The following is a 23,975-nucleotide window of genomic DNA, read 5'->3' as shown; positions in this document are numbered from 1 at the left end:
AAGGTCGTCACCCCGGCCTCGTGCCGGGGTCCACCGGGAGGCGAGCGACGGACAAGAGGCTCTGGCTTCGCCGTGCGGCACCGTGGACCCCGGCACAAGGCCGGGGTGACGGATGAAGAAGGGGCAAGCTTGCCCATCCTAACTCTTGGCCTTCTCCGCCGCGATCCAGTCGTTGATCTGCGCGTCGAGAACGTCGAGCGGGACCGCGCCCTGGCCGAGCACCGCATCGTGGAAGCCCTTGAGGTCGAATTTTGCGCCCAGCGCCTTCTCCGCGCGGGCGCGCAGCTCGCGGATCTTGATCTCGCCGAGCTTGTAGCCGAGCGCCTGGGCCGGCCAGCTGATGTAGCGGTTTACCTCGGCATCGATGTTGGCGGCGGACAGCGCGGTGTTGTCGAGCATGAACTTGACCGCCTGTTCCTTGGTCCAGCCCTTCGAATGGATGCCGGTATCGACCACCAGGCGGCAGGCGCGCCACATCTCGTAAGACAGGCGGCCCATCTGCTTCTCGGGCGTGTCGTAGAGTCCCATCTCGATCCCGATCCGCTCGGAATAGAGGCCCCAGCCCTCGGTGAAGGCGGTGAAGCTGGCGAGATGGCGGCGGAACTTGCTCGTCTCCATCTCCTGCTGGAGCGCGATCTGGTGGTGATGGCCGGGCACCGCCTCGTGCGCCGTCAGCGCGGGCAGCTCGTAGAGCGGGCGCTGGTCGAGCTTGGAGGTGTTGACGAAATAATTGCCGGCGAGGCCGAGTTGCGGGTTGCCGGGGCCGTAATAGGCGGTGGTGGTGCCCTCGGCGGTTTCGGCCGGAATGCGCTTCAGGCCGTAAGGCAGACGCGGCATCTTGTAGAAGAAGCCGGGCATCAGGCCGTCGATCGTCTTGGCCTGGAAGGCGGCGGCCTTCATCAGCTCCTCGGGCGTCTTGGCGTAGTATTTGGGGTTGGTGCGCAGCTCCTGCACGAACGCCTCGCGAGTGGCATAGCCGGCGTCCTTTGCGACCTTCTCCATCTCGGCACGGATGCGTGCGACCTCGGCGAGGCCGATCTTGTGGATCTGGTCGGCGGTATAGTCGGTGGTGGTCAACTGGCGGATGCGGAAGGCGTAATATTTGGCGCCGCCGGGCTGGGCCGAGACGCCGACTGCCTTGGCGCATTTGGGCTCGTAGGCCGTGCGGTAGAATAAAGCCGCCTTGGCGTAGGACGGGTTGATCGAGCCGGTGACGACCTTCTTGGCGCGGTCCTGCAGCGCGGCCCATTCGGCGTCGGTCGCGTCGGCAGGCTTGGGGCGGGTGAAGGGCGCGTAGAAGCGCGACTTGGCCGGATCCTCCTGGATCACACCGGTGATCGTCTTCTCGAACCCGACGAGGCTGACGCAGGGCTGGACGTATCCACCCTTCACCGCCTGCGCGGTGATGGCGATCAACTCGTCATTGGTGTGCGGGAATTTCTCGAGCCGGGTGAGGTAGTTGGCATAGTCGGCCTTGCGGCGGAAGGCGGTGCGGTCGGCCTGGCCGGCGGCGCCCTGCCATGGGTTGGAATAGCTGGTGAACAGCATCGTGCGCTGGCCGTACGTATTCGATTCGACGCTCTCGGCGAGCAAACGGTGGAGAATCGCCTTGTCGGTGCGCTCGGCGGGGGAGAGGCCGGCGTCGGGAATGGCGTCGAGGCGCCTCAAAAACGCGGCCTCGGTCGCGGCGCGGCGGTCCTCGGCGGCGAGGGAGACGTCGCCGACCTCGGTCGCGTACTCGGCATTGCCGATCGACAGCGCGAAGCCGGGATTCTCCTTCTGCACCCAGGCGAAATGTTCGTCGAGCAACGCGCGCAGATCGTCCGAGGGGCTCGCGGCGGCGGGCGCGGCGATTGCCAGCAGGGCGGCCGCCAGAGCGAGTCGCGCGGCGCCATGGCCGCGGAAGTTGTCAAAGTTCACACTACGTCCCCCCTGATTTCCCCTTCTCCGCGCTGCCCGCGCGTCGCGGCGGGCATACGGAAAAGCGAATGGCTCGGCATGGCGGCGAGGCAAGCAGACCAACTCCAACATTGCAACCTTCCGCCGCGAATGCGGGCAGGTTACGGAACCGAAACGGGCACGGCCGGTTGACTGACGGCCGTCCCCGCATCCGCAGGTCGAGGGAGTGTAGCCGCGTGCAAGGGCGTATCGAGGTTCCGCATTCAATCCTCCCCCGCCAGGGGGAGGTGGCGCGCGTAGCGCGACGGAGGGGGAGGATGCGAACCCTCATCGTTCTGGCATCCGCCCCCTCCGTCAGCCTACGGCTGCCACCTCCCCCTGGCGGGGGAGGATGATGGACATCACCATCCCGCGCCGCACGCTCGGCAATCTCGACGTCTTCGCGCTGACCGTCGGTATCGTGGTCGGCGCCGGCATCTTCCGCACCCCGGCGCTGGTCGCGGGCGTGGCGCCCGACAGCGCGACGATGATCGCGGCGTGGGTCGCGGGCGGGCTGCTCTCGATCGTGGGGGCGCTCTGCTATGCCGAGCTCGCCGCGGCGTGGCCGCACATGGGCGGCGACTATCATTTCCTCGGCCGTGCCTATGGCGAGCGGCTGGCCTTTTTCTACGCCTGGGCGCGGCTGGCGGTGATCCAGACCGGATCGCTGGCGCTGCTCGCCTTCATCGTCGGAGACTATCTCCAGGTGATCGCGCCACTGGGACCGGCGGGACCGGCGATCTGGGCGGGGATCTCCGTGGTGGCGGTGAGCGCGGTCAACTGGCTCGGCATCCGCTGGGGCGCGGCGGTGCAGCGCTGGCTGACCCTGGTCGAGGTGGCGGGGCTGGTGGCGATCATCGTCGCCGGCTTCATGGTGGCGCCAGCGGGCGCGGCGCCGGCGCCGGCGAGCGGGGGCGGCGCGATCGGGCTGATGATGGTGTTCGTACTGCTCGCCTATGGCGGGTGGAGCGAGGCGGTCTATGTCTCGGCCGAGATGAAGGACGCACCGCGGCGGATCGGCGCGATCATGAGCGCGGCACTGGCGCTGGTCACCCTGCTCTATGTGCTGGTCAACCTCGCGACGCTCAATTCGCTGGGCATGGCGGGGATGGCGGCGTCGGACGCGGTCGCGGCGGAAGTGATGCGCCGTGCGCTGGGCGAAGGCGGCGCGGCGGCGATCAGCGCGGCGGTGGCGGTGGCGGCGCTGACCAGCGCCAACGCGACCGCGATCACCGGCGGGCGCACCGCGGCGGCGCTCGGGCAGCGTTTCCGCGCGCTGCGCTGGCTGGGGCGATGGGACATGAGCCGCGACACGCCGGGCAACGCGCTGGTCGCGCAAGGCGCGATCGCGCTGCTGCTGGTGGTGGCAGGGGGCTTCGCGCGCGACGGGTTCCGCGTGGCGGTCGAATATACCGCGCCGGTCTTCTGGCTGTTCCTGTTGCTCGTCGGCGTGGCACTATTTGTGCTGCGGCGGCGTTATCCGCAGGTCGAGCGGCCGTTCCGGGTGCCATTGTATCCGGTGCTGCCGGCGTTGTTCTGCGCGACGACGGCGTATCTGCTGTGGTCGAGCCTCGCCTATACCGGCTGGGGCGCGCTCGCCGGGGTTGCCGTGCTGGGAGCGGGCGCCGTCCTGCTGCTGTTCCTGAAGCCTGAAGAGGAGATGTCGCAATGAAGCTGATCATCACCACTGCCGCGCTGGTGCTGGGAGGGAGCGTGCTGGTCGCGCCGCCCGCCTCGACGCCGGTTGCCGTCCAGGAAAGCCGAACGCCCGACGTGATCTTCGTGCCCACCCCGCCCGAGGTGGTCGATGCGATGCTCGACATGGCGCAGGTCAAGGACGGCGACGTGCTCTATGACCTGGGATCGGGCGACGGGCGCATCCCGATCGCGGCGGTCAAGCGCGCCAAGGTGAAGGCGACCGGGATCGACATCGACCCGCAGCGAATCAAGGAGGCCAATGCCAACGCCAAGGCGCAGGGCGTGGAGGGCAAGGTCACCTTCCGCCAAGCCGACCTGTTCACCAGCGATTTCAGCGATGCGAGCGTGATCACGCTGTACCTGCTCGACACGCTCAACGAGAAATTGCGGCCCAAGCTGCTGGCTGAGCTGAAGCCCGGCACGCGGATCGTCAGCCACGCCTTCCGCATGGGCGAGTGGGAGCCCGAGGCGGAGCGCGACGTCAACGGGCGGATGGTCTATTTCTGGCGGGTGCCAGCCAAGGGCGAGAAGCCGAAGGGGTTGTAGCGCTTCATTACTCCTCCCCCGGAGGGGGAGGTGGCAGCGCAAAGCGCTGACGGAGGGGTATTCTCCACCAACGAGCCGGTTCGCGTGTGGAAATTACCCCTCCACCAGCTTCGCTGGTCCCCCTCCCCTCCGGGGGAGGAATGGAAGTCAGGGAAAGCGCACGACGATGTTGGGCGCCGGCATCGCGGCGGTGACGCGGCGCGGCGGGGCGGGCTGCCATTTGGCGCCGGCGAAGGCCTGATCGATCGAGGCCCAGGCGCCGACCTGTTCCCAGGCATCGAGCATGAAGGGCTGCCCCTCCGCGCCGAGCGGCGAATTGGTGTCGGCGACGTGGAAGTGGAGATGCGTGCCGCCGACCTGGCCGGTGGCGCCGACCTGGCCGAGCAGCTGGCCGCGACGCACGCGGTCGCCGCGCTTGACCCGCAGTCCCTGCTTCAGATGTTCGTAAAAGACGATGCGGCCGCCACCGATGTCGAGCGCGACATAGTTGCCGGTGGCATTCTCCGGCGCGACGCGTTCCTCGGGGTTGCGCTGGACGGGGTCGGCGAAATCGTCGCGCGCGGCGACGACAGTGCCGTCGGCGACAGCGATCACCTCGGCGCCGTAGCCGGGGTCGCTGGCGTAGAGGGGCTGTTTAGGGTCGCGGTCGGCGTGGAAGAAGTCGATCGCGAAGCGGCCGGGGATGCGCGGGATGCCGCCGACGGCATAGACGTAGCGGCGGTGGCCAAACTCCATATGGGGGGCGTAGATCGCGCTCCACGGGCCGCCGCGCAAGGGTGGGCCGAATGGCTGCGGCGCGGCGGTGACCGGGTGCGGGGTGCTCTCGATCGTCACCGGCGGGCGGTCGCCGATCGTGTAGGTGAGGCGGTGGCGCACGGTGGTGACGGGGCGTTCGACGGGGAGGTTGACGAAGGCCAGCGCCTGCGCGCCGGGCGCGAGGAGGGTGCGGTCGGCATCCTCGGCGACCCATTGGCCACCGATCAGCGCGGCGAGCTTCGGGCCCTCGAAGCGGGCGAGGGTGCGGCCGTCGCCGTCGAGGATCTCGAGCGTGGTGAGACGCAGCGGCTGGCGGTGGAAGCTGCCGACGCGGATCTCATAGGCGATCTGGGCGCCATCGGAGCGCATGACCTGGGCCGGCGGACTGGCCAGGGTGAGCTCGACCGCGACGGGCATCTGCGCGCTGGCCGGGGCGACGAGCGCGAGCGCGGCGAGCGGGAGGAGGGGCCGGATCACGCCGCCTCGAGCAGCCGTTCGGCCTGGGCGCGGGCTTCGTCGGTGATCGTCGCGCCGGACAGCATGCGCGCGATCTCCTCGCGCCGCGCGCCATCGTCGAGCGCGCGCACGCCGGTGCGGGTGACGATGCCGTCATGGCTCTTGGCGATGAGCAGGTGGTGGCCGCCACGCGCCGCGACCTGCGGGCTGTGGGTGACGACGAGCAATTGCGCGCCGGTCGCGAGGCGGGCGAGGCGTTCGCCGATCGCGCTGGCGACCGCGCCGCCGACGCCGCGGTCGATCTCGTCGAAGATCAGCGTGCGCGCGCCGCCTTCCTCGGCGAGCGCGACCTTGAGCGCGAGGATGAAGCGGGAGAGCTCGCCGCCCGAAGCTATCTTGATCAGCGGGGCGAAGGGGGCGCCGGGGTTGGTCGAGACCTCGAACTCGACGCGGTCGCGGCCCGAGGCCGACCAGGAGTCGCGGGGGAGGGGATCGACCACGGTACGGAAGCGCGCGGCATCGAGCTTGAGCGGGGCGAGCTCGGCGGCGACCGCGGCGTCGAGGCGGGCGGCGGCGGTGGCGCGGGCAGAGGAAAGGGCTTCGGCGGCGGCGGTATAGGCGGATTCGGCCTCGGCCAGCGCCGCTTCGAGGCGGTGGATCGTGTCCTCGCCCCCCTCGATCCGGGTTAGACGGGCGGCGAGGGTTTCGGTCAGCTCGGCGAGGTCGTCGGGCTGGACGCGATGCTTGCGCGCGAGGCCGCGCAGCTCGAACAGGCGCGCTTCGTCGGCTTCGAGCGCCTGCGGGTCGAAGGCGAGCGCCTCGGCGGCCTCGTCGACCTTGTCCTGGGTCGCGCCGCCCTCGATCAGCGCGCGGTCGAGCGCGGCGAGAGCTTCGGTGAGGGCGGGGTGGTCCTGCGCGATTCGCTCGAGGATGCGCGCGGCCTGGCGCAGGCGGGTGAGCGCGCCGTCGTTGCCGTCGAGCAGGTCGGCGATTGCCTGGAGCTCGCCGGCGATCTTCTCGCCACGCTGCATCGACGCGCGGCGCTCGGCGAGTTGCTCCTCCTCGCCCGGCTCGGGGGCGAGCGCGGTGAGTTCGGCGACGGCATGCTCAAGCCATTCGCGGTCGCGTGCGGTGGTTTCCTGCTCGGCGCGGGCGGTGGCGAGCTCCTCCTCGGCGGCGCGGAAGGCGCGGTGTGCGGCGGCGACGGCGCCGGTGTCGAGCCGGCCGAAGCTGTCGAGCAGCGCGCGGTGGCCGCGGGGGTTGAGCAAGCCGCGATCGTCGTGCTGGCCGTGGATCTCGACGAGCTGTGCCCCAAGCTCGCGCAGCAGGCCGGCAGAGGCAGGCTGGTCGTTGACGAAGGCGCGGCTGCCGCCATCGGCCTTGACGATGCGGCGGATGGTGAGCGGTTCGCTCGGGTCATAGTCGAGGCCGCTGTCGGCGAGCAGCGCACCGACCAGCGCAGGGTCGGCGGGTTCGAAGGTGGCGGCGACCGCCGCCTGCGCCGCGCCCTGGCGCACCAGCCCGCTGTCGGCGCGCATGCCCAAGGCCAATCCGAGCGAATCGAGCAGGATCGACTTGCCCGCGCCGGTTTCGCCGGTGAGCACGCCGAGGCCCGCGTGAAAATCGAGGTCCAGCGCCTCGATCAGCACCACGTCGCGGATGTTGAGCGCGGTCAGCATCGGCCGCTGTTACCCCTTTTTGTTCCGCCGTGGGAGAGGGGTATCGAATATCCCTCTCCCATCGGGAGAGGGAGGGAGCCGCCAAAGGCGGCGGAAGGGTGAGGGCGGAGAGAGGTAACTTCAGGCGTTTTGATCACCCTCACCCTCCCACTCGGCTCCGCCGAGCGGGCCCCTCCCTCTCCCAAAGGGAGAGGGGAATTCAGTTGGTCTTGTCGTCGGTCACGGGCGCCGGAGTCGGCGTCTCGTCGCGCTCGGGCTTGGCCGCGGGCTCGGTGGCGGCGGGGACGGGCACCGGCTCGCCATGCTTGCCGATCAGCTCATAGGCGCGCTCATACCATTGCGTGCCCGGATAGTTGGCGCCGAGCACGGCCGCGGCCTTCTTCGCCTCGTCCTTCACGCCGAGCGCGAGATAGCTCTCGGTCAGGCGCATCAGCGCCTCGGGCGCGTGCGTGGTCGTCTGATAGTCGTCGACGACGGCGCGGAAGCGGATGATCGAGGCGAGCCACTGGCCGCGCACCTGGTAATAGCGGCCGATCTCCATCTCCTTGCCTGCGAGATGGTCGCGGACGAGGTCGATCTTGAGCCGCGCGTCGGCGGCGTAGCGGGTGTTGGGGTAGCGACGGTTGAGCTCGCCCAGCGCGTCGAGCGCCTGCTGCGTGATCTTCTGGTCGCGCGTCACGTCGCTGATCTGCTCGTAATAGCTGAGCGCGATCAGATAATAGGCATAGGGCGCGTCGCGGTTGCCGGGGTGGACCGCGAGGAAGCGCTGCGCCGACTGGATCGACTGGGTGTAGTTGCGGTCGAGATAATAGGCGAAGGCGCCCATCAGCTGCGCCCGGCGCGCCCAGATCGAATAGGGATGCTGGCGCTCCACCTCGTCGAACAGCGCGGCGGCGAGCTTGTACTCACCGCGATCGAGCCGGTCCTTGGCCGCGGTGTAGAGCGTGCCGACGTCGCGCGCGACATAGGGCAGGTCGGCGCGGGAGCCGCCGCCACGGTTGCAGCCGGTAAGCGCTACGGCTGCGACGAGAATAAGGGCGAGCGGACGGATCGAAAGCATACGCATGGCGGGTTCTTAGCCGAGCGATGCGAACGGGCGAAATGTTTTTTGGCGGCGCTTGCCGCGGCTCGGATCGAAGCTCATCTGTAGCGCGTTGCCGCAGCGAACCTGAACCCTGGATGGAGGACCGATGCCAGCGACGCTTCTTGCCACGCACCGGGTGGAGAAACCCTGGGGCCGGCACCGGCTGTGGCCGGGCTTTGCCGATCCCGCGCCGGACGGCGAAGCGGTGGGCGAGATCTGGTTCCAGACGCCGGGCGACAGCGCGCCCGACCTGCTGATCAAATATCTCTTCACCAGCGAGAAACTGTCGGTGCAGGTGCATCCCGACGACGACCAGGCGCGCGCGCGGGGATTGCCGCGCGGCAAGGACGAATGCTGGGTGATTCTCGACGCCGAGCCCGATTCGACGATCGCGCTCGGCACGCACGAACCGGTCGACGACGATACGCTGCGCCAGGCGGCGCGCGACGGGTCGATCGAGCAATTGCTCGACTGGAAGCCGGTCAAAGCGGGCGACTTCATCTACGCGCCGTCGCGCACCATCCATGCGATCGGAGCGGGAATCACGCTGATCGAGGTGCAGCAGAATAGCGAGACGACCTATCGTCTCTATGATTATGGCCGCCCGCGCGAGCTGCATCTGGAGGACGGTGTGGCCGTCGCCGACGCGCGGCCGTTCGTCGCAGCTCCGATGCCGGGCGAGGTCGAACCGGGGCGGACGATCCTGGTCGAGGGGCCGAAATTCGTGCTCGAGCGCTGGCCGGGGGGCGCGTGGACGGCGACCTTGCCCGAGGGCGTCACCGGCTGGCTGGTGCCGGTTCGCGGCGAGGGCGTGGTCGACGGCGTGGAATGGCAGGCGGGTCAGTGCGTGACGGTGACCGGCGAAGCGCGGATCCATGCGGCTGCCGGGAGCGACCTGCTGTTCGCCTATCCCGGCAGCAAGCGCCTGGAAAAGCTCGCTCAGGGGTGAGCGGAAAACGGGGTGCGCGGCGTCGCGACCATTGGTCGACCGCGCCGCGCTGACGTCAGAGGATGAACCCGCCCAGCCAGAGGCGGACGAAGCCGACCAGCAGCACCACCAGGTTTAGGTTCCGGCCCGTGTTCGAATCGGACAGCGCGCCGAGCGCCGCGCCGAGGACCGCGAGCGGGATCACCAGATAGTTGAGCCAGCCCAGCAGCGGGACGAGTCCGAGCAGCATCACCGGAAAGGCGACGACGCCGACGATGATCGAGATCAGGTTGAGCATGGCGGGAAGATGGGGCCTCCGGAACGATCTGGCAAGGTGTATTATCGATATAATGCACGTGCCGCGTCAACGAAGCTGAACAAAGCCTTCGCGGCTGCGACACTCAGCGACACAAAAGCCCGATTTGCGTGAAACTGGTGCGACACAGCACACCGATAACGGCATTCGACCGCAGAGGCGGTCCGGTTTTAGTGAGGAGAGAAGTCATGAAGAAGATTGCCATTCTGATTGCCGGCGTCGTCGCCGCGGCCACCATTCCCGCCGCTTCGGCCCAGCAGGGCTGGTGGGGGATCGACCAGCGCCAAGCGCAACTCGACCAGCGGATCGACCGCGGTGTGCGCTCGGGCCAGCTCAACCGCCGTGAGGCTGCGCGGCTGCGTGCCGAGTTCCGTGGCATCGCACAGCTCGAATATCGCTATCGCCGCAGCGGGGGCCGGCTGGATATGGCCGAGCGCCGCGACCTCGACCGCCGCTTCGACGCGCTGGCGCGCAAGATCCGCTGGGAGCGCCGCGACTGGCAGCATCGCCGCTAAGCTGACCAGCGACTAAGACGACTGACGGCCTCCGCCCCGACGGGCGGGGGCCGTTTCGCGTTCAGCGAAGCGGCTGGCCGCTGTCCTTCCACTTGTCGAGGACCTGCGAGTCGGGCGCCGCCGCATATTGCGGGAGCACGTCGCCGCTCCGGACATATTCGCGCTGGATGGCGGCGGTTTCGGTGCGCGGCTTCGCGGCCGGGACAGGCACGAGCGGCATCGGCGCCGTGGTGGCGGCGCTCGCCGCGGACGCGATCTCTGCAACCGCCACGGCGCGCGGATGCGGTCCGGGATAGGGCTCGCCGCCGTGATAGGCCTGGCTGAACGCGGCGCCGGTGCCCCAATAACCCTTCCAGCGGTGGAAGAAATGGGCGCCGAACACGCCGGTCATCACCAGCGACTTGTTCCACGACGGGGTGACGGCATAGGTGTGATAATGCGTCGCCATGCCGACCGGCGCGAACACCTCGCCCGCCAGCGCCGAGGCGGCGACGCGCGCGGCGCGCAGCCAGGCGGCGTGCGCGGGACGGCGCGCCATCGATCCGTCGCAGGCATAGCTGAACTGGCAGCCGGCCTTTTCCGACCCCTGGTAGATCACCCCGCACACGGTGGCTGGGAAGGTGGGGTGGCGAACGCGATTGAGGATCACCTGCGCCACCGCGCGCTGGCCGTCATCGGGCTCGTTCGCGGCTTCGTAATAGATGGCGGTGGTGAGGCATTCGAGCGCGCGCGCCTTGTCCTGCGGTGTGCCGCGGAGCTGGAACGGCGCGGCGGGGCGCAGCGTGGGGTCGAGCACCGCATTCTCGGGGACCGGGCCTTCGGGCAGCGCGACGGTGCCGGTGACTCCGGCGGCAGGCGCAGCGGTCTCGTCGGCGGCGAGGTGATAGTAAGCGGCGCCGGGGAAATGGTCGTCGGCCTCGTAGCCGGTGGGTGCGGGGCCGGCGACGGCGCGCGCTTCGCCCGAGCCTAGCGCGGACAGGCCGGCATGCGCGGAAAAGCCCGCGCCAACCAGCGACACCAGAAGCGCCGCCGCGATGCCCCGAAGCTGTAGTTGCGTGAATCGCCGCAGCACGCCCGTATCCCGTGGGAGGCAATGGCCTCGTGAGGACTCGCGCATAGCGTGGAAGGCGTGAATTTTCTGCCCCGGATTTGCGGGCGTCCCATGGTGAAACGATTGATGGTTAATGTAATTTTTGAGGGACATTTGCTTTGGAGCCGGCTGATGGCCGACGCCCTCGCATTCGGTACCGGGCCCGCGAACCGCAAGATCGTCCAGCATCTTCCTTGCTGCTTGGCACGGAATGGTCGAGCGTGCGTCGGATGTGTGGAAGCAACGGATGCAATACATGGGCAAGGCATGGGTAATCGCAACAATGCTGGCTTCATCGTTCGGTGCCGCAAGCGCACAAGCCCAGCCCGCCCGTGTGGAGGCTGCGGTGCAGCGGGCCATGCGCGAAACCGGCGCCAAGGGGCTGGCGATCGCCACGATCGATCGGGGCCGCGTCACGTGGTTCAAGGCGTTCGGCGTGCGCAATGCCAAGGGCGATCCGCTGACGCCGGACACGGTGATGTACGGCGCCTCCTTGACCAAGGCGGTCGTCGGCTATTTCGCAGCTGCGATGGCATCGGAGAAGCGGCTCGATCTGGATCGGCCGATTGCCGCGATGCTACCGCGCCCGCTGCCTGATTACGGCAACGTTGAAGGCTATAGCAATTGGGGAGACCTGGCGGGTGATCCGCGCTGGCGGGTGATTACGCCGCGCATGGTGCTCAACCATTCGACCGGGTTCGCCAATTTCGCATTCCTGGAGCCGGACGGGCGGCTGCGTATCCATTTCGATCCAGGCACACGATATGGCTATTCGGGCGAGGGAATGACGCTGCTGCAGTTCGGCATCGAACGCGGCGCGGGCCTCAGCCTCGAGGCCGAGCTGCAGCGACGATTCTTCAAGCCGCTGGGGATGGCGCGGACCAGCCTGGTGTGGAATCCGGCATTCGCATCGAACCTGGCCGACGGTTGGGATGAAAAGGGGCAAATGGAACCGCATGACGAGCGGAGCCGGGTGCGCGCGGCGGGTTCGATGGATACGACGTTGCGTGACTTCGCCACGATGGCGGCGGCGATGGTGCGCGGCTACGGCATGTCGCGTGGTTCGCGGGCGGGGTTCGCCAGAGGCACATTGCCGATCACGACGGCGCAGCAGTTTCCGACCCTGTTGCCCGATGCGCCTCCCGCGGAGCGCCCGCGCGCTTCCGCTGCCCTTGGCGTGATCGCGTTCAACGGGCCGCAGGGCGCGGGCTGGCTCAAGGGGGGGCACAATGACACCACCGCGAACACGCTGGTGTGCCTGGAGCGCGGGCGGCGGTGCGTGCTGATCCTGTCGAACGACGTGCGCGCGGAGCGGGCTTTTCCTGCGCTGGTCCGCGCCGCGCTGGGCGAGACGGGCGTGCCGTATCGATGGGAATATCCCGGACTGCCGGCCTATTGACGGCAGCCCGGGATCGCGGGCGCTATTTGAGCGCCGCGCTGTCGAGGTTGAGCGAGGCGGCCGGGATCACCTCGAGGTTCGGATGCGTCTTGCGCAGTTCGTCGGCGAACAGCTTGGCGTCGCCGACCACGACGATGCTGGCGTTCGACGGGTCGAGCAGCTTCTTCGCCGCGGCCTGAACCTCGGCGGGATCGACGCCCTGGATCGAGGGGATGTAGGTCGAGAGCGTGTCGAGCGGGACGCCGTCGGCGACATAGTCGACGAGCGCGCCGGCGATGCCGTCGGTGCGCTCGATGCGGCGGCCGAAGCTGCCGACCAGCACCGCCTTGCGCGAATCGAGCTCGGCGGCGGGGACAGGGGCCTCGCCGAGCTTCTTCATCTCTGCGGCGATCAGCGAGACCACCTCGGGCGCCGAGGGGTTCTTGGTCTGGGTCGAGGCGCTGACGATGCCCGTGAGCTTGCGGGTATCGACGCTGCTGCCCGCGCCATAGGCAAGGCCGCGTTTGATGCGGATCTCACGATTGAGGCGCGAGGTGAAGCCGACGCCGAGCGTGGCGTTGGCGACCTGCGCCGCGTAGAAATCCTTGTCGGCGCGGGCGATGCCGGGGCGGGCGATGACTACGCCGGCCTGGCCCGCGCCCGGCATGTCGACGACGACCACGCGGGGTTTGGTCGGGATAATGCGCTCGCTGCTGGAGACGGTGAGACCGTCGGTCTTCCAGTCGCCGAACAGTTTCTGCGCGAGCGCGGCGGCGTCCTTGCTCGTGATGTCGCCGACGACGACGAGCGCCGACTGGGACGGATTCCACGCTCTGCGATAGGCGGACGAAATGTCATCGCGCGTGATGCGCGGCAGCGAGGAGGGCGTGCCGGTGAGCAGGTTGCCGTAAGCGCGGTCGCCGAACACCGCGCGGTTGGCGACGATGCCTGACAGCGCACCGGGATCCTTGAGCTGTACCGTGACGCCGTCGATCGACTGTTTGCGCGCGCGGTCGATCTCGGCCTGCGCGAAGGCGGGGTTGCGGGCGACATCGGCGAGGATCGTGAGCGCGGGATCGATCTCGTCCGCCTTGACCGTGACGGTGGCGAAGGCCGCGTCCCAGTCGGCGCCCGCGCCGATCGAGCCGCCGAGCGACTCCACCTGCTGTGCGATCTGCTCGGCCGAGCGGGTGGCCGTGCCCTTGGTCAGAAGATCGGCGGCGAGCGCGGCGGTGCCGGCCTTGCCGACGGGGTCGCGTGTGCCGCCCGCGGGCGCGACGAGCGTGGCGGTGACGATCGGCAGGTCGCGCTTCTCGACCACGATCACGCGCAGGCCATTGGCGAGCTTAGCTTCGGTCGCCCGGGGTATGACCGGTGAGACCGCCGGGCCCGGGGCGGGGACGGCGACGCGCTTGCCTTCGGCCGCCTGGGTGTGGATCACGATGTCGCTGGGTGCGACGAGCGGGGCGACCTTGACCGTCGAGGCGACGGCGATCGTGTCGCCTTTCGCGCCCTTGGCCATGGCGTCGGGGAGGTAGATCAACGCGGCGGACTGGTTGTCGCCGAGATATTTGCGCGCGACGCGCTGGACGTCGGCGGCGGTGACGCGGCCGATCGCGGCGAGCTGCTCGTCGGCCGCCTTGGGATCGCGGCTGACGATGATCGAGGCGGCTAGGGTCGAGGCCTTGCCCTCGGCGGTCTCGCGGCTCTTGAGCGAGGCGGTGAGGATCTCGTTCTTGGCTTCGGCCAGCTCGGCCTCGCTGACGGGCTTGTCGCGCAGGTCGGCGATCTCGCGGCGCATCGCCTTCTCGCCTTCCTCGGCCGACTTGCCGCCGGCGAGGATCGCGTACATCGCATAGGAACCGGTCTGCTGGCGCGTGTCGAGGAAGGTATCGGCCTGCGCGGCGAGCTGGTCGCGATAGACGAGGTTGCGGTAGAGCCGCGAATTCTCGCCGCCCGAGAGGATGCCGTCGAGCACCGCGAGCGCGGGTGTGTCGGGATCATTGTCGGGCGGAAGCTGGTAGCTCAGTAGCACCGCGGGGAGCGGGGTGTTGGCCTCATAGACCGTCTGGCGGGTCGCGGTGGTGCGCGGCGGCTCGGCGGTGGTGACGCGCGGGATCGGGCGGTTGGGCCTGGCGATCCCGGCGAAATATTTGTCTACCCATTTGTCCAACTGGGCTGGGTTGAAATTGCCGGCGACCACCAGCACCGCATTGTCGGGGCGGTAATAGGTCGCGTGGAAGGCGCGGATGTCGTCGATCGTCGCGGCGTCGAGATCCTCGATGCTGCCGATGCCCGGGCGGGCATAGGGGTGCACGCCGTAGGAGATGTTGGGGAAATAGACGTAGAACAGCTTGCCATAGGGCTGGGCGAGCACGCGGCTGCGCAATTCCTCCTTCACCACGTCGCGCTCGGAGGCGAAGACCTTGGCGTCGACCACGAGGCTGGCCATGCGGTCCGCCTCGGCGAACAGCAGGCGCTCGAGATGGTTGGCCGGGACCACCTCATAGTAATTGGTGTAGTCGGAGTTGGTGGAGGCGTTGTTGTAGCCGCCGACATCCTCGGTCAGCCGGTCCATCTGCTCGTCGACCAGGTTGCGCGTGCCCTTGAACATCAGATGCTCGAACATGTGCGCGAAGCCCGACTTGCCCGCGGGATCGTCCTTGCTGCCGACATCGTACCAGACCTGCACCGAGACCGTGGCGGTCGAGGTGTCGCGGATCGCGTAGACCTTGAGCCCGTTGGGCAAGGTGCGCTCGGTATAGGCGAGCGGTGCGACGGCGATCTCCTTTGCCGGCGCTGGGGCGGCGTCCTGCGCCTGAGCCGTGAAGGGAAGCAGGGCGGCGCCGAGATAGAGCGCGGTGCGGGTCAGACGCATTGAGGTCTCCGGTCGGGAGGGAGGGGTCAGCGCTTGTTGCGCGAACGGGCGGCGTAGATGACCGCGGCGGCGAGCGCGGCGGAACCGATTCCGATGCCGATCTTGGTCAGCGGCCACTTCTTGCCTTCGCCGGGCTGGGGCGTGCCTTCCGCGCGCTCGGCGGTCTCGCGTGCAACGCGGGCGGCCTCGGTAATCTCGTTGGCGATCTGGTCGGTGTCTTCAGGCTTGTCGGTCACTGGATACTCCTCTGTGCCACAGGAGTAAGACTCCCAGGCCAGCGGCGCAATCAGGCTTTGCCATAATAGGTAGCGCGGAAATCATTCGCGAAGGCGGCGAGGCGACCCTCCGCGATCGCGGCGCGCAGGTCCGCCATCAGCGCCTGGTAGAACCAGAGATTGTGCTCGGTCATCAGCATCGCGCCGAGGATCTCGCCCGCGCGGACCAGGTGATGGACATAGGCGCGAGTGAAGGTGGCGCAGGTCGGGCAGGCGCAGGCGGGATCGAGCGGGCCCTGGTCTTCTGCGAATTTCGCATTGCGGATGTTGATCGGGCCTTGGCGCGTGAAGGCCTGGCCGGTGCGGCCGCTGCGGGTGGGAAGGACGCAGTCGAACATGTCGATGCCGCGCTCGACCGCGCCGACGATATCGTCGGGCTTGCCGACGCCCATCAGATAGCGGGGCTTGGCGGCGTCGAGCTGGCCGGGGGCATAGTCGAGCACGCCGAACATCGCCTCTTGCCCCTCGCCGACCGCGAGGCCGCCCACGGCATAGCCGTCGAAGCCGATGTCGAGCAGCGCGTCCGCGCTGGCCTTGCGCAGCCCCTCGTCGAGCGCGCCCTGCTGAATGCCGAACAGCGCATTGCTTTCGGCATGTTCGCCTCCAGCGTCGAAGCCGTCGCGGCTGCGTTTCGCCCAGCGCATCGAGCGCTCCATCGCGGCGGCCTGGACTTCGCGGGTCGAGGTGGTGGGGACGAGCTCGTCGAACGCCATGACGATGTTCGAGCCGAGCAGGCGTTGGATCTCCATCGAGCGCTCGGGGCTGAGCATGTGGCGGGTGCCGTCGAGATGCGACTTGAAGACGATGCCTTCCTCGCTGCGCTTGGTCAGTTCGGACAGGCTCATCACCTGATAGCCGCCCGAATCGGTGAGGATCGGGCGGTCCCAGCCCATGAAGCCGTGCAGCCCGCCGAGGCGGTGGACTCGCTCGGCGCTGGGGCGCAGCATGAGGTGGTAGGTGTTGCCGAGGAGGATGTCGGCGCCTGACGCGCGCACGTCCTGTGGCTTCATCGCCTTGACCGTGGCGGCGGTGCCGACCGGCATGAAGGCGGGGGTGCGGATCTCGCCGCGCTGCATCGCAATCGTGCCTGCGCGGGCCTTGCCGTCGGTGGCGTGGATGTGGAAGTCGAAACGCGGAAGCATTTCGCGCCAATGGCGCGTTATGTGGAGGAAGCCAATACAATCCTCCCCCGCCAGGGGGAGGGGAACCAGCGAAGCTGGTGGAGGGGGAGGGCACGGTGACGGGTGTTTCGTGTCCTCCCCCTCCGTCACGCTTCGCGCGCCACCTCCCCCTGGCGGGGGAGGATTGGAGGAGCCGAATGGCCGCACAGGATGACGAGCTGCGCGAAAGCGCGCGCAACCGGGGGCTGAAGCTGGTCAAGTCGCGACGGCGCAAGAAGGGCGGCGACTTCGGGAAATACGGGCTGACCGACGCCAACGGGAAGGAGTTGTTCGGCTTCGGCAAGACCGGGCTGACCGCGCGTGCTACGGAGATCGAAGACTATCTGCGCGGGGCGATGCGCAGCGACTGGAAGGAAGCGGCGAAGGGGTTGCCCAAGCGCAGGCCTGCGCCCAAACCCAAGCCGGCGCCGAAACCGAAGCTCAAGAGGCTGAAGATTGCCAATCTCTTCGCGAAGCTGCCCGCTGCGAAGCGCAAGGAGGTGTTCACCGAATTGATCGCGCAAGGCGGGATGCGGATCGAGCGGATCGTGTCGGACGGGCAGGCGACGCCCGAGGACAAGCCGTTCGTGCAGGAGGCCGACGAATGGGTGGTGGTGCTCCAGGGCAGCGCGGCGATCCGGCTGGAGGGGCATGAAGAGACGGCGCTGAAGCCCGGCGATCATCTGCTGATCCCGGGCGGGGTGAAGCATTGGGTGACGCGCACCGATCCGGACGGGCCGACGGTGTGGCTAGCGGTGCACCTGGGCTGAGGTGACATGGTCGATCACCGCCTGCGGCGTGGCGAAGGCGATGTCGGGGTCGAGATGCGCGAACGCCTCGGGATTGGCATAGCCCCACAGCACCGCACCCGCGCGCACCCCGGTCGCGCGCGCGGCGTCGATGTCGCGGGTCTCGTCGCCGATCGACAGCGCCGCGTGCGGCGGGATGCCGCTGACCTTGAGCACCTTGCGGAACTTGGGCGCCTTGCCGAACAGCGACGCGCCACACGCCCACCAGCGGATGCGTGCGGCGTTTTCGGGGCCGAGAACGGCGCGGGCGTTCGCCTCGCTGTTCGAGGTGACCACCGCGATGGGGATGCCGGCCGCCTCGATCGCGGCGAGCATGTCCGGCACGCCGTCGAACAGGCTCACCTGATGCGTGTTGCGGCCGAACAGGCGACGCACGTAGCGCGAGATGAAGGGCAGCTTCCAGCGCGGGATCGCGAGATGGCTGATCACGTCGCGCGTGCTCTTGCGCCGCAGCGGCTCGATCTCGTCGGGGTGGACGCGGCGGAAGCCGTAGCGGTCGGACAGATGATCGACGATCGACAGGAACCAGTTGCCGCTGTCTGAGAGCGTGCCGTCGAAATCGAAGATCACCAGCCGGAGCGGCGCGCCCGGCTCAGTCATGCGCGTGGCCATGATTGCCATGGCCGTTGTGCAGGCGGCAGGGATCGCCGTCGCCGACCTCGATCTGCAGCGTCGCGTGGCCGATGCGGAAGTCATGCTGGAGGCGGTGCTGCGCGTCTTCGAGGAAAGCGTCGCCGGGATGGCCTTCCGGGATCAGCAGATGCGCGGTCAGCGCGACCTCGGTGGTGCTCATCGGCCAGATGTGGAGATCGTGGACGCGGGTGACGCCGGGGAGCGAAGCGAGCATCGCCTCGACCTTCTCCGGATCGATGCCGGGCGGGACGGCGTGGAGCGCCATCGTCACCGAATCGCGCAGCAGGCCCCAGGTGCTCCACAGGATCGCCGCGACGATGACGAGGCTGATCGCGGGATCGATCCATAGTGCGTTGGTGAGCAGGATCAGCCCGCCGCCGACCACCACGCCGGCCGAGACGCCCGCGTCGGCGGCCATGTGGAGATAGGCGCCGCGGACGTTGATGTCGCTCGCACGGCCGCGCATGAACATGAGCGCGGTGGCGCCGTTGATGAGGATGCCGACGCCGGCGACGATCATCACCGTTACGCCCTCGACCGGCGGCGGATCGCGGAAGCGCTGCACCGCCTCGAGCGCGATCGCGCCGACCGCGACCAGCAGCAGCACGGCGTTGGCGAGTGCGGCGAGGATGGTCGAGCTCGACAGGCCATAGGTGAAGCGGCGCGAGGCCGGGAGCTTGGCGAGCGACGCACCGCCCCAGGCGATCAGCAGGCCGAGAACGTCGGAGAGATTGTGCCCGGCGTCCGCCAGCAGTGCCATGGAGCCGGTGAGGAGGCCCGCCGCGCCCTCGACCGCGACGAAGGCGAGGTTGAGCGCGGTGCCGACCGCAAAGGCGCGGCCGAAATCGGCCGGGGCATGGCTGTGGCCCCCATGGCTGTGGGCGTGTCCGGCATGGCTATGGTTGTGCGACCCGTGCATCGCGGCGACCTTAGCCGCAGCGCAGCATGTGATGCTAGGACACAGTGCGATTTTGGATCGGGCTTGACCCTGACGCTGCGTCATCCCCGAAAGGGCGATTCGCGTGAAGATGAGGAACGACATGCGAACGGTGCGGCAGGTGGCGAAGGCGGCGCGAATCAGCGTGCGCACGCTGCATCATTATGACGCGATTGGCTTGCTCAAGCCGGGGCATGTCGGCGGCAATGGCTATCGCTATTATGGCCGCCCGGAGCTGCTGCGGTTGCAGCAGATCCTGTTCTATCGCGAGCTGGGACTGCCGCTTGGCGAGATCAGCGCGATCCTCGACGATCCGGGGTTCGATCCGCTGACGGCGCTGAAGGGGCATCGGGAAGCGCTGGCGGCGCGGATCGGCCAGTATCGCGACCTCATCCGCACGATCGACCGCACGATCGCGTCGCTCGAAAAGGATGAGACGATGGAAGACAATGAATATTACGCCGGGATCGCGCCCGAGACGCGCGAGCGCTGGGAGCGCGAGGCGGCGAGCTTCTGAGGCGAGGAGGCGGTGCGCGCCGCGCAGGAAAAGGCGCGGGGCTTCTCGAAGGAGAAGGTCGCGCAGATCCAGGCCGAGATGGAGGCGATTCGCGGCGACTTCCAGCGGCTGTTCCGCGAGGGCGCGGCGCCGGGGTCCGAAGCGGTGCAGGCAGTGACCGCGCGCCACTATGCCTGGGTATGCCACAGCTGGACCCCCGATGCGGCGGCGTTCGCCGGGCTGGGGCGCATCTATGTCGAGAATCCCGAGTTTCGCGGCACCTATGAGGACGGCGCGCTGCCGGGGACGGCAGCGTTCATCGCCGAGGCGATGACGATCTATGCCGAGCGATCGCTCTAGCCGCGGCGGCGCTGCGGGCGGCGGTTCTCGCCGTCGCCCGGGCGTGCGCCGGGCTGGGGCTGCGGGCGCGTAGTGAGCAGCTCGCTGCGCAGGATCGCGCCGTTCTTGTCGCGGTCGAAGCGGGTGAAGAACAGCTCGAAGCGGTCCTGCAGCTCGGCGAGGCTGATGCGGTTGTCGCCGTCCTGGTCGACCTCGAACGGGCTGGGCAGCGCGTTGCGGTTGCCGAGCCAGCGTTCGGACCAGTCGCCGAACTGGATATAGCCCATCGATGGCTGGCCCTTCGCCACCGCCTCGAAGCTCTTGCGCACCCCGGCATCGAACTCGGCACGGGTGACGGTGCCGTCGCCGTCCGCATCGAACGCCGCGATCGCCATCGCCACCGGCTCGGCGATCATCAGCGGGATCGGCTCGGCGCCGGGAAGCGGACGCACCAGCACGGGCGGCGGGGTCGCCGGCTGCTGCTGGGCGGCGAGGGCGGCGAGGGCGAAAAGGATCATACGGGCTTTCCGGGCAGGAGCAGGCTGGCGTCACCATAGCTGTAGAAACTGTAATTGGCAGCGATGGCGTGGGCGTAGGCGGCCTGCATGCGGTCGAGGCCCATCAGCGCCGAAACCAGCATGAACAAGGTCGAGCGCGGCAGGTGGAAATTGGTGACGAGGCCGTCCACGCCGCGGAAGCGATAGCCGGGGGTGATGAAGATCGCGGTATCGCCCTCGAACGGGCGGACGATGCCGTCCTCGCCAGTCGCGCTCTCGATCAGGCGCAGGCTGGTGGTGCCGACGGCGATGACGCGGCCGCTCTTGGCGCGGACGGCGTTGAGCTTGTCCGCCGTCGCCTGGTCGATGCGTCCCCATTCGGCATGCATGCGGTGATCGTCGGTGTCGCCGGCCTTGACCGGCAGGAAGGTGCCCGCGCCGACATGAAGGGTGAGCGTGGTGTGCTCGATTCCCGCGGCTTCGAGCGCGGATATGAGATCGGGTGTGAAGTGCAGCGCGGCGGTGGGGGCGGCGACGGCGCCGGGTTCGTTCGCGAACATCGTCTGATAGTCGTCGGCGTCGCGGGCGTCGGTCGGGCGCTTGGCGGCGATATAGGGCGGAAGCGGCATGCGTCCGGCGCGCTCGAGCAGCAGCTCGACCGGTTCGTCGCCGGGGAAGAACAGCGTGAAGCTGCCGTCGTCATGGCGCGCCTCGGCGATCGCGGTGACGCCCTCGCCGAAATCGATCGTGTCGCCGGAGTGCAGCCTTTTGGCGTTGCGGATGAAGGCGATCCAGTGGCGCGGACCTTCGCGCTTGTGGAGCGTGGCGCCGATCTTCGCCTCGCCCCGCCGGCCTTCGAGCTGGGCGGGGATGACGCGGGTATCGTTGAAGACGAGCAGGTCGCCGGGACGCAGCAGCGTGGGGAGGTCGCGGACGAGCCGGTCCTCGGTGCGCTCTCCGTCGAGCAGCAGCAGCCGCGCCGAATCGCGCGGGGAAGCCGGGCGCAGCGCGATGCGCTCGGGCGGCAGCTCGAAATCGAACAGGTCGACGTTCATCCGGAACTCAAATCCTCCCCGTTCCGGGGAGGATTAAGATCACTTCTTGCCTGGCCCCGGCGGCAGTGCTGCAGGCACCTCGACCGGCGCGGGCGGGGGCGGCGGGGTGTAGGCCGGCGGGTTGTCCGCGGCGATATAGGCGTGGACGATCTTGGCGGGATTCGCGGGCGGCTCGCCGCGCGGGATCGAGTCGACATATTGCATGCCGTCGAGCACGCGGCCGAACACCGTATATTTCTGGTCGAGGCCGAGCCGCGGCACGAACATGATGAAGAACTGGCTGTTGGCGCTGTCCTCGCTCTGCGCGCGGGCGGCGGAGACCGCACCGCGGACGTGCGGGAGATAGTTGAACTCCTTGGGCAGGTCGGGCTGCTCCGAACCGCCGCTGCCGTCGCCCTTGGGGTCGCCGCCCTGCGCCATGAAGCCCTCGATCACGCGATGGAAAACGAGGCCGTCGTAGAATTTCTTGCGCGTGAGGTCCTTGACCCGCTCGACCATCTTGGGCGCAACGTCGGGGCGCAGCCAGATGGTGACGCGGCCGCCGGTCGACAGGTCGAGCAGCCAGAGATTTTCCTTGTCGGTCGTGGCGGGCGGGGCGGCGCGCCCCGCGGGACCAGGCACATATTGCGCGCTCGCCGGCATGGCGAAAAGCGAGGCCGCGAAGGCAAGAATCAGGGCTACAAAACGCATCGATATCCCCACCGGATCTGGAATGGCAGCGACTTAGAACAATTCGCCGCTTGCGGCAAAGTGAATGCGGCGGGCGGCAGAATTGCGGCGGCGCCGGCGCCTATGAGCCTTTCCGGCCGATCTGGTCCACCCGCGCCATGACCTCCTCGCGCACCGCGGGGGTGACGAACTTGCGGATCTCGCCGCCGAACAACGCGATCTCCTTGACCAGGCGCGAGGCGATCGGCTGGAGCGAGACGTCGGCCATCAGGAAGACCGTCTCGATCCGGCTGTTCAATTGCTGGTTCATGCCAGCCATCTGATATTCGTATTCGAAGTCGGCGACCGCGCGCAGGCCGCGGATGATGACGCTGGCGCCCTCGCGCTCGGCGAAGTCCATCAGCAGCGAATCGAAGCTGACGACATGGATCTCGCCCTCGATCCCCTCGACCTCGCGGCGGACCATCGCCATCCGCTCCTCGACGCTGAACATCGGGTCCTTGGAGGGGTTGGTGGTGACCCCGATGACGAGCCGGTCGACCAGCTTCGCCCCACGGCGGATGATGTCCATATGGCCGAGCGTGATCGGATCGAAGGTGCCGGGATAGACGCCGGTGCGAAGGGTCATGGGCGGGCTCCGTTAGAGGTCAGCGGTCGCGCTCGAGCGTGTAGCGGGCGATGTCGCGCAGCAGGTCGGCTTCCTCGCCATAGGCGTGGAGATGGGCGATCGCCTGCTCGACGAGCAGGCGCGCCTGCTCGCGCGCGCGGTCGAGGCCGAGCAGGGTGAGGAAGGTCTCCTTGCCCGCCGCCGCATCCTTTCGTAGCCTCTTGCCGGCGGCGTCCTCGTCGCCCTCGACGTCGAGGATGTCGTCGGCGATCTGGAAGGCGAGGCCGATGTCGCGGGCATAGCCGCGCAGGCCGGTGCGCGCGTCGGGCGGGATGCGGCCGAGGATCGCCCCGGCCTCGACCGCGCAGGAGATCAGCGCGCCGGTCTTGAGCGCCTGGCAGCGGGTGACGGTGGCGAGGTCGAAGCCGCTCTGCTCCGCCATCAGGTCCATCATCTGCCCGCCGGCCATGCCCGCGGGGCCTGCGGCGCGCGCGAGATCGGCGACCAGCTCGGCACGCACGAAGGGGTCGGCATGGGTCGCGGGATCGGCGAGGATCTCGAACGCGAGCGCGTGGAGGCAATCGCCGGCGAGGATCGCGGTGGCCTCGTCATAGGCGCGGTGGACGGTGGGCTTGCCGCGGCGCATGTCGTCATCGTCCATCGCGGGCAGATCGTCGTGGATCAGCGAATAGACATGGATGCACTCGACCGCGGTGGCGGCGCGCACGGTGCAGGCGGGGGCGACCGCGAACAGCCGCGCGGTGGCGAAGGTAAGCAGCGGGCGTAGCCGCTTGCCGCCGCCGATCGCGGCATGGCGCATCGCGGCATAGAGCCGCGCGCGCGGATCGGCGGGGATGGGGAGCAGCAGCTCGAACTGGCGGTCGATCTCCTCCGCCACGTCGCGCATCGCCGATTCGAGCGCGAGGCTGGCGTGCGCCACCGCCTCGCTCATCCGTTCGAAGGGGGGGCTGCGGCGAAGGGCGTGGTGCCGGTGACGCGGCCGTCGGCATCGGCGCGGATCGCCTCTATCCTTGCTTGCGCCGCATCGAGCCGCGCGGCGCATTGGCGGCGCAGCGCATCGCCGCGTTCGTAGAGCGCGATTGCCTCGTCGAGCAGCGCGTCGCCGCTTTCGAGACGCGTGACGATCCGCTCCAGCTCCTTGAGCGCATCCTCGAACGAAAGCGCGGCGATGTCGGTCCCCTCGGTCATGCCGCCGCTATGCTCCGTGGGCGGAAC

Annotated in this window: 25 protein-coding genes; 8 read left to right on the top strand and 17 right to left on the bottom strand. The window is 68.7% G+C overall.

All coding sequences use genetic code 11. The features are described from left to right. Positions 1–138 precede the first annotated feature (138 nt). Positions 139–1,920, bottom strand: coding sequence for a DUF885 domain-containing protein (locus OK349_RS06960; RefSeq protein ID WP_265117089.1), 1,782 nt, complete (start codon positions 1,918–1,920; stop codon positions 139–141). Positions 1,921–2,293: 373 nt separating this feature from the next. Here OK349_RS06960 and OK349_RS06955 point away from each other — a divergent pair, with 373 nt between their 5' ends. Both OK349_RS06955 and OK349_RS06950 read left to right on the top strand, forming a co-directional pair. Beyond that, positions 2,294–3,610, top strand: coding sequence for an APC family permease (locus OK349_RS06955; RefSeq protein WP_265117088.1), 1,317 nt, complete (start codon positions 2,294–2,296; stop codon positions 3,608–3,610). Beyond that, positions 3,607–4,182, top strand: a complete 576-nt coding sequence (locus tag OK349_RS06950) for an SAM-dependent methyltransferase (RefSeq protein WP_265117087.1) — start codon at positions 3,607–3,609, stop codon at positions 4,180–4,182. The genes OK349_RS06955 and OK349_RS06950 overlap by 4 nt, the downstream gene beginning before the upstream one ends. 147 nt (positions 4,183–4,329) lie before the next feature. Here OK349_RS06950 and OK349_RS06945 read toward each other — a convergent pair whose 3' ends face one another. From OK349_RS06945 to OK349_RS06935, 3 genes are all read right to left on the bottom strand, one after another. Continuing rightward, entirely contained in the window at positions 4,330–5,415 is a 1,086-nt protein-coding gene (locus OK349_RS06945; protein WP_265117086.1) for a M23 family metallopeptidase, read from the bottom strand. Then, entirely contained in the window at positions 5,412–7,073 is a 1,662-nt protein-coding gene (recN, locus tag OK349_RS06940; protein WP_265117085.1) for a DNA repair protein RecN, read from the bottom strand. The genes OK349_RS06945 and recN overlap by 4 nt, the downstream gene beginning before the upstream one ends. Positions 7,074–7,272: 199 nt before the next feature. Then, positions 7,273–8,139 (bottom strand): outer membrane protein assembly factor BamD, encoded by an 867-nt coding sequence (locus OK349_RS06935; protein WP_265117084.1) that lies wholly within the window; start codon positions 8,137–8,139, stop codon positions 7,273–7,275. Positions 8,140–8,263: 124 nt separating this feature from the next. Here OK349_RS06935 and OK349_RS06930 point away from each other — a divergent pair, with 124 nt between their 5' ends. Next, the gene (locus tag OK349_RS06930) at positions 8,264–9,106 is read left to right on the top strand and encodes a class I mannose-6-phosphate isomerase (RefSeq protein WP_265117083.1); all 843 of its coding nucleotides are present in this window, start codon (positions 8,264–8,266) and stop codon (positions 9,104–9,106) included. 55 nt (positions 9,107–9,161) lie between these two features. Here the strand turns inward: OK349_RS06930 and OK349_RS06925 are convergent, their stop codons facing one another. Beyond that, positions 9,162–9,383 (bottom strand): hypothetical protein, encoded by a 222-nt coding sequence (locus tag OK349_RS06925; protein ID WP_265117082.1) that lies wholly within the window; start codon positions 9,381–9,383, stop codon positions 9,162–9,164. 206 nt (positions 9,384–9,589) lie between these two features. Between OK349_RS06925 and OK349_RS06920 the strand changes: the two genes are divergently transcribed. Next, positions 9,590–9,916 carry a hypothetical protein gene (locus OK349_RS06920; RefSeq protein WP_265117081.1) on the top strand — a complete coding sequence of 109 codons (327 nt, stop codon included), beginning with the start codon at positions 9,590–9,592 and terminating at the stop codon, positions 9,914–9,916. 61 nt (positions 9,917–9,977) lie between these two features. Here the strand turns inward: OK349_RS06920 and OK349_RS06915 are convergent, their stop codons facing one another. Further along, positions 9,978–10,988, bottom strand: a complete 1,011-nt coding sequence (locus tag OK349_RS06915; RefSeq protein ID WP_265117080.1) for a cell wall hydrolase — start codon at positions 10,986–10,988, stop codon at positions 9,978–9,980. A 364-nt stretch (positions 10,989–11,352) separates the two neighbouring features. Between OK349_RS06915 and OK349_RS06910 the strand changes: the two genes are divergently transcribed. Continuing rightward, complete coding sequence (locus tag OK349_RS06910) at positions 11,353–12,405, top strand: serine hydrolase domain-containing protein (RefSeq protein WP_265117079.1); 1,053 nt, start codon at positions 11,353–11,355, stop codon at positions 12,403–12,405. Between the two features lie 22 nt (positions 12,406–12,427). Here the strand turns inward: OK349_RS06910 and OK349_RS06905 are convergent, their stop codons facing one another. The 3 genes from OK349_RS06905 to tgt are packed head-to-tail and all read right to left on the bottom strand — an operon-like array spanning position 12,428 to position 16,679. Then, positions 12,428–15,262, bottom strand: coding sequence for a M16 family metallopeptidase (locus tag OK349_RS06905; RefSeq protein WP_265117078.1), 2,835 nt, complete (start codon positions 15,260–15,262; stop codon positions 12,428–12,430). Between the two features lie 26 nt (positions 15,263–15,288). After that, on the bottom strand, positions 15,289–15,498 hold the full coding sequence (locus tag OK349_RS06900; RefSeq protein WP_265117077.1) for a hypothetical protein: 210 nt from the start codon (positions 15,496–15,498) through the stop codon (positions 15,289–15,291). A 50-nt stretch (positions 15,499–15,548) separates the two neighbouring features. Continuing rightward, positions 15,549–16,679 (bottom strand): tRNA guanosine(34) transglycosylase Tgt, encoded by a 1,131-nt coding sequence (tgt, locus tag OK349_RS06895; protein ID WP_265117076.1) that lies wholly within the window; start codon positions 16,677–16,679, stop codon positions 15,549–15,551. Positions 16,680–16,855: 176 nt separating this feature from the next. Between tgt and OK349_RS06890 the strand changes: the two genes are divergently transcribed. Further along, entirely contained in the window at positions 16,856–17,467 is a 612-nt protein-coding gene (locus OK349_RS06890; protein ID WP_265117075.1) for a cupin domain-containing protein, read from the top strand. On the opposite strand, the gene OK349_RS06885 is transcribed toward OK349_RS06890, so the two are convergent. Beyond that, on the bottom strand, positions 17,447–18,106 hold the full coding sequence (locus tag OK349_RS06885; RefSeq protein WP_265117074.1) for an HAD hydrolase-like protein: 660 nt from the start codon (positions 18,104–18,106) through the stop codon (positions 17,447–17,449). The two genes, OK349_RS06890 and OK349_RS06885, sit on opposite strands and share 21 nt — an antisense overlap. Continuing rightward, positions 18,099–19,058 carry a cation diffusion facilitator family transporter gene (locus tag OK349_RS06880; protein WP_265117073.1) on the bottom strand — a complete coding sequence of 320 codons (960 nt, stop codon included), beginning with the start codon at positions 19,056–19,058 and terminating at the stop codon, positions 18,099–18,101. The genes OK349_RS06885 and OK349_RS06880 overlap by 8 nt, the downstream gene beginning before the upstream one ends. A gap of 109 nt (positions 19,059–19,167) precedes the next feature. Here OK349_RS06880 and OK349_RS06875 point away from each other — a divergent pair, with 109 nt between their 5' ends. Continuing rightward, positions 19,168–19,593, top strand: a complete 426-nt coding sequence (locus tag OK349_RS06875) for a MerR family transcriptional regulator (protein WP_265118553.1) — start codon at positions 19,168–19,170, stop codon at positions 19,591–19,593. Positions 19,594–19,605: 12 nt separating this feature from the next. After that, the gene (locus OK349_RS06870; RefSeq protein WP_265117072.1) at positions 19,606–19,932 is read left to right on the top strand and encodes a TipAS antibiotic-recognition domain-containing protein; all 327 of its coding nucleotides are present in this window, start codon (positions 19,606–19,608) and stop codon (positions 19,930–19,932) included. On the opposite strand, the gene OK349_RS06865 is transcribed toward OK349_RS06870, so the two are convergent. The 6 genes from OK349_RS06865 to OK349_RS06840 all read right to left on the bottom strand — a co-directional run bounded on the left by OK349_RS06865 (position 19,929) and on the right by OK349_RS06840 (position 23,948). Next, positions 19,929–20,429 (bottom strand): EF-hand domain-containing protein, encoded by a 501-nt coding sequence (locus OK349_RS06865; protein WP_265117071.1) that lies wholly within the window; start codon positions 20,427–20,429, stop codon positions 19,929–19,931. The two genes, OK349_RS06870 and OK349_RS06865, sit on opposite strands and share 4 nt — an antisense overlap. After that, entirely contained in the window at positions 20,426–21,463 is a 1,038-nt protein-coding gene (gene queA, locus OK349_RS06860; protein ID WP_265117070.1) for a tRNA preQ1(34) S-adenosylmethionine ribosyltransferase-isomerase QueA, read from the bottom strand. Before queA ends, OK349_RS06865 begins: the two co-directional genes overlap by 4 nt. A 39-nt stretch (positions 21,464–21,502) precedes the next feature. Next, the gene (locus OK349_RS06855; protein WP_265117069.1) at positions 21,503–22,153 is read right to left on the bottom strand and encodes a peptidylprolyl isomerase; all 651 of its coding nucleotides are present in this window, start codon (positions 22,151–22,153) and stop codon (positions 21,503–21,505) included. A gap of 100 nt (positions 22,154–22,253) precedes the next feature. Further along, complete coding sequence (coaD, locus tag OK349_RS06850; RefSeq protein WP_265117068.1) at positions 22,254–22,760, bottom strand: pantetheine-phosphate adenylyltransferase; 507 nt, start codon at positions 22,758–22,760, stop codon at positions 22,254–22,256. 19 nt (positions 22,761–22,779) lie between these two features. Next, positions 22,780–23,691: a polyprenyl synthetase family protein gene (locus OK349_RS06845; protein WP_265117067.1), complete on the bottom strand. Its 912-nt coding sequence runs from the start codon at positions 23,689–23,691 to the stop codon at positions 22,780–22,782. Next, positions 23,688–23,948 carry an exodeoxyribonuclease VII small subunit gene (locus OK349_RS06840; RefSeq protein WP_265118552.1) on the bottom strand — a complete coding sequence of 87 codons (261 nt, stop codon included), beginning with the start codon at positions 23,946–23,948 and terminating at the stop codon, positions 23,688–23,690. The genes OK349_RS06845 and OK349_RS06840 overlap by 4 nt, the downstream gene beginning before the upstream one ends. Positions 23,949–23,975: the final 27 nt, after the last annotated feature.

The sequence above is a fragment of the Sphingomonas sp. BT-65 genome (genome assembly GCF_026107375.2).
Taxonomy (GTDB): Bacteria; Pseudomonadota; Alphaproteobacteria; order Sphingomonadales; family Sphingomonadaceae; genus Sphingomonas.
The sequence above is the reverse complement of the archived record's forward strand: the minus strand, read 5'-3'. Positions and strand labels throughout refer to the sequence as shown.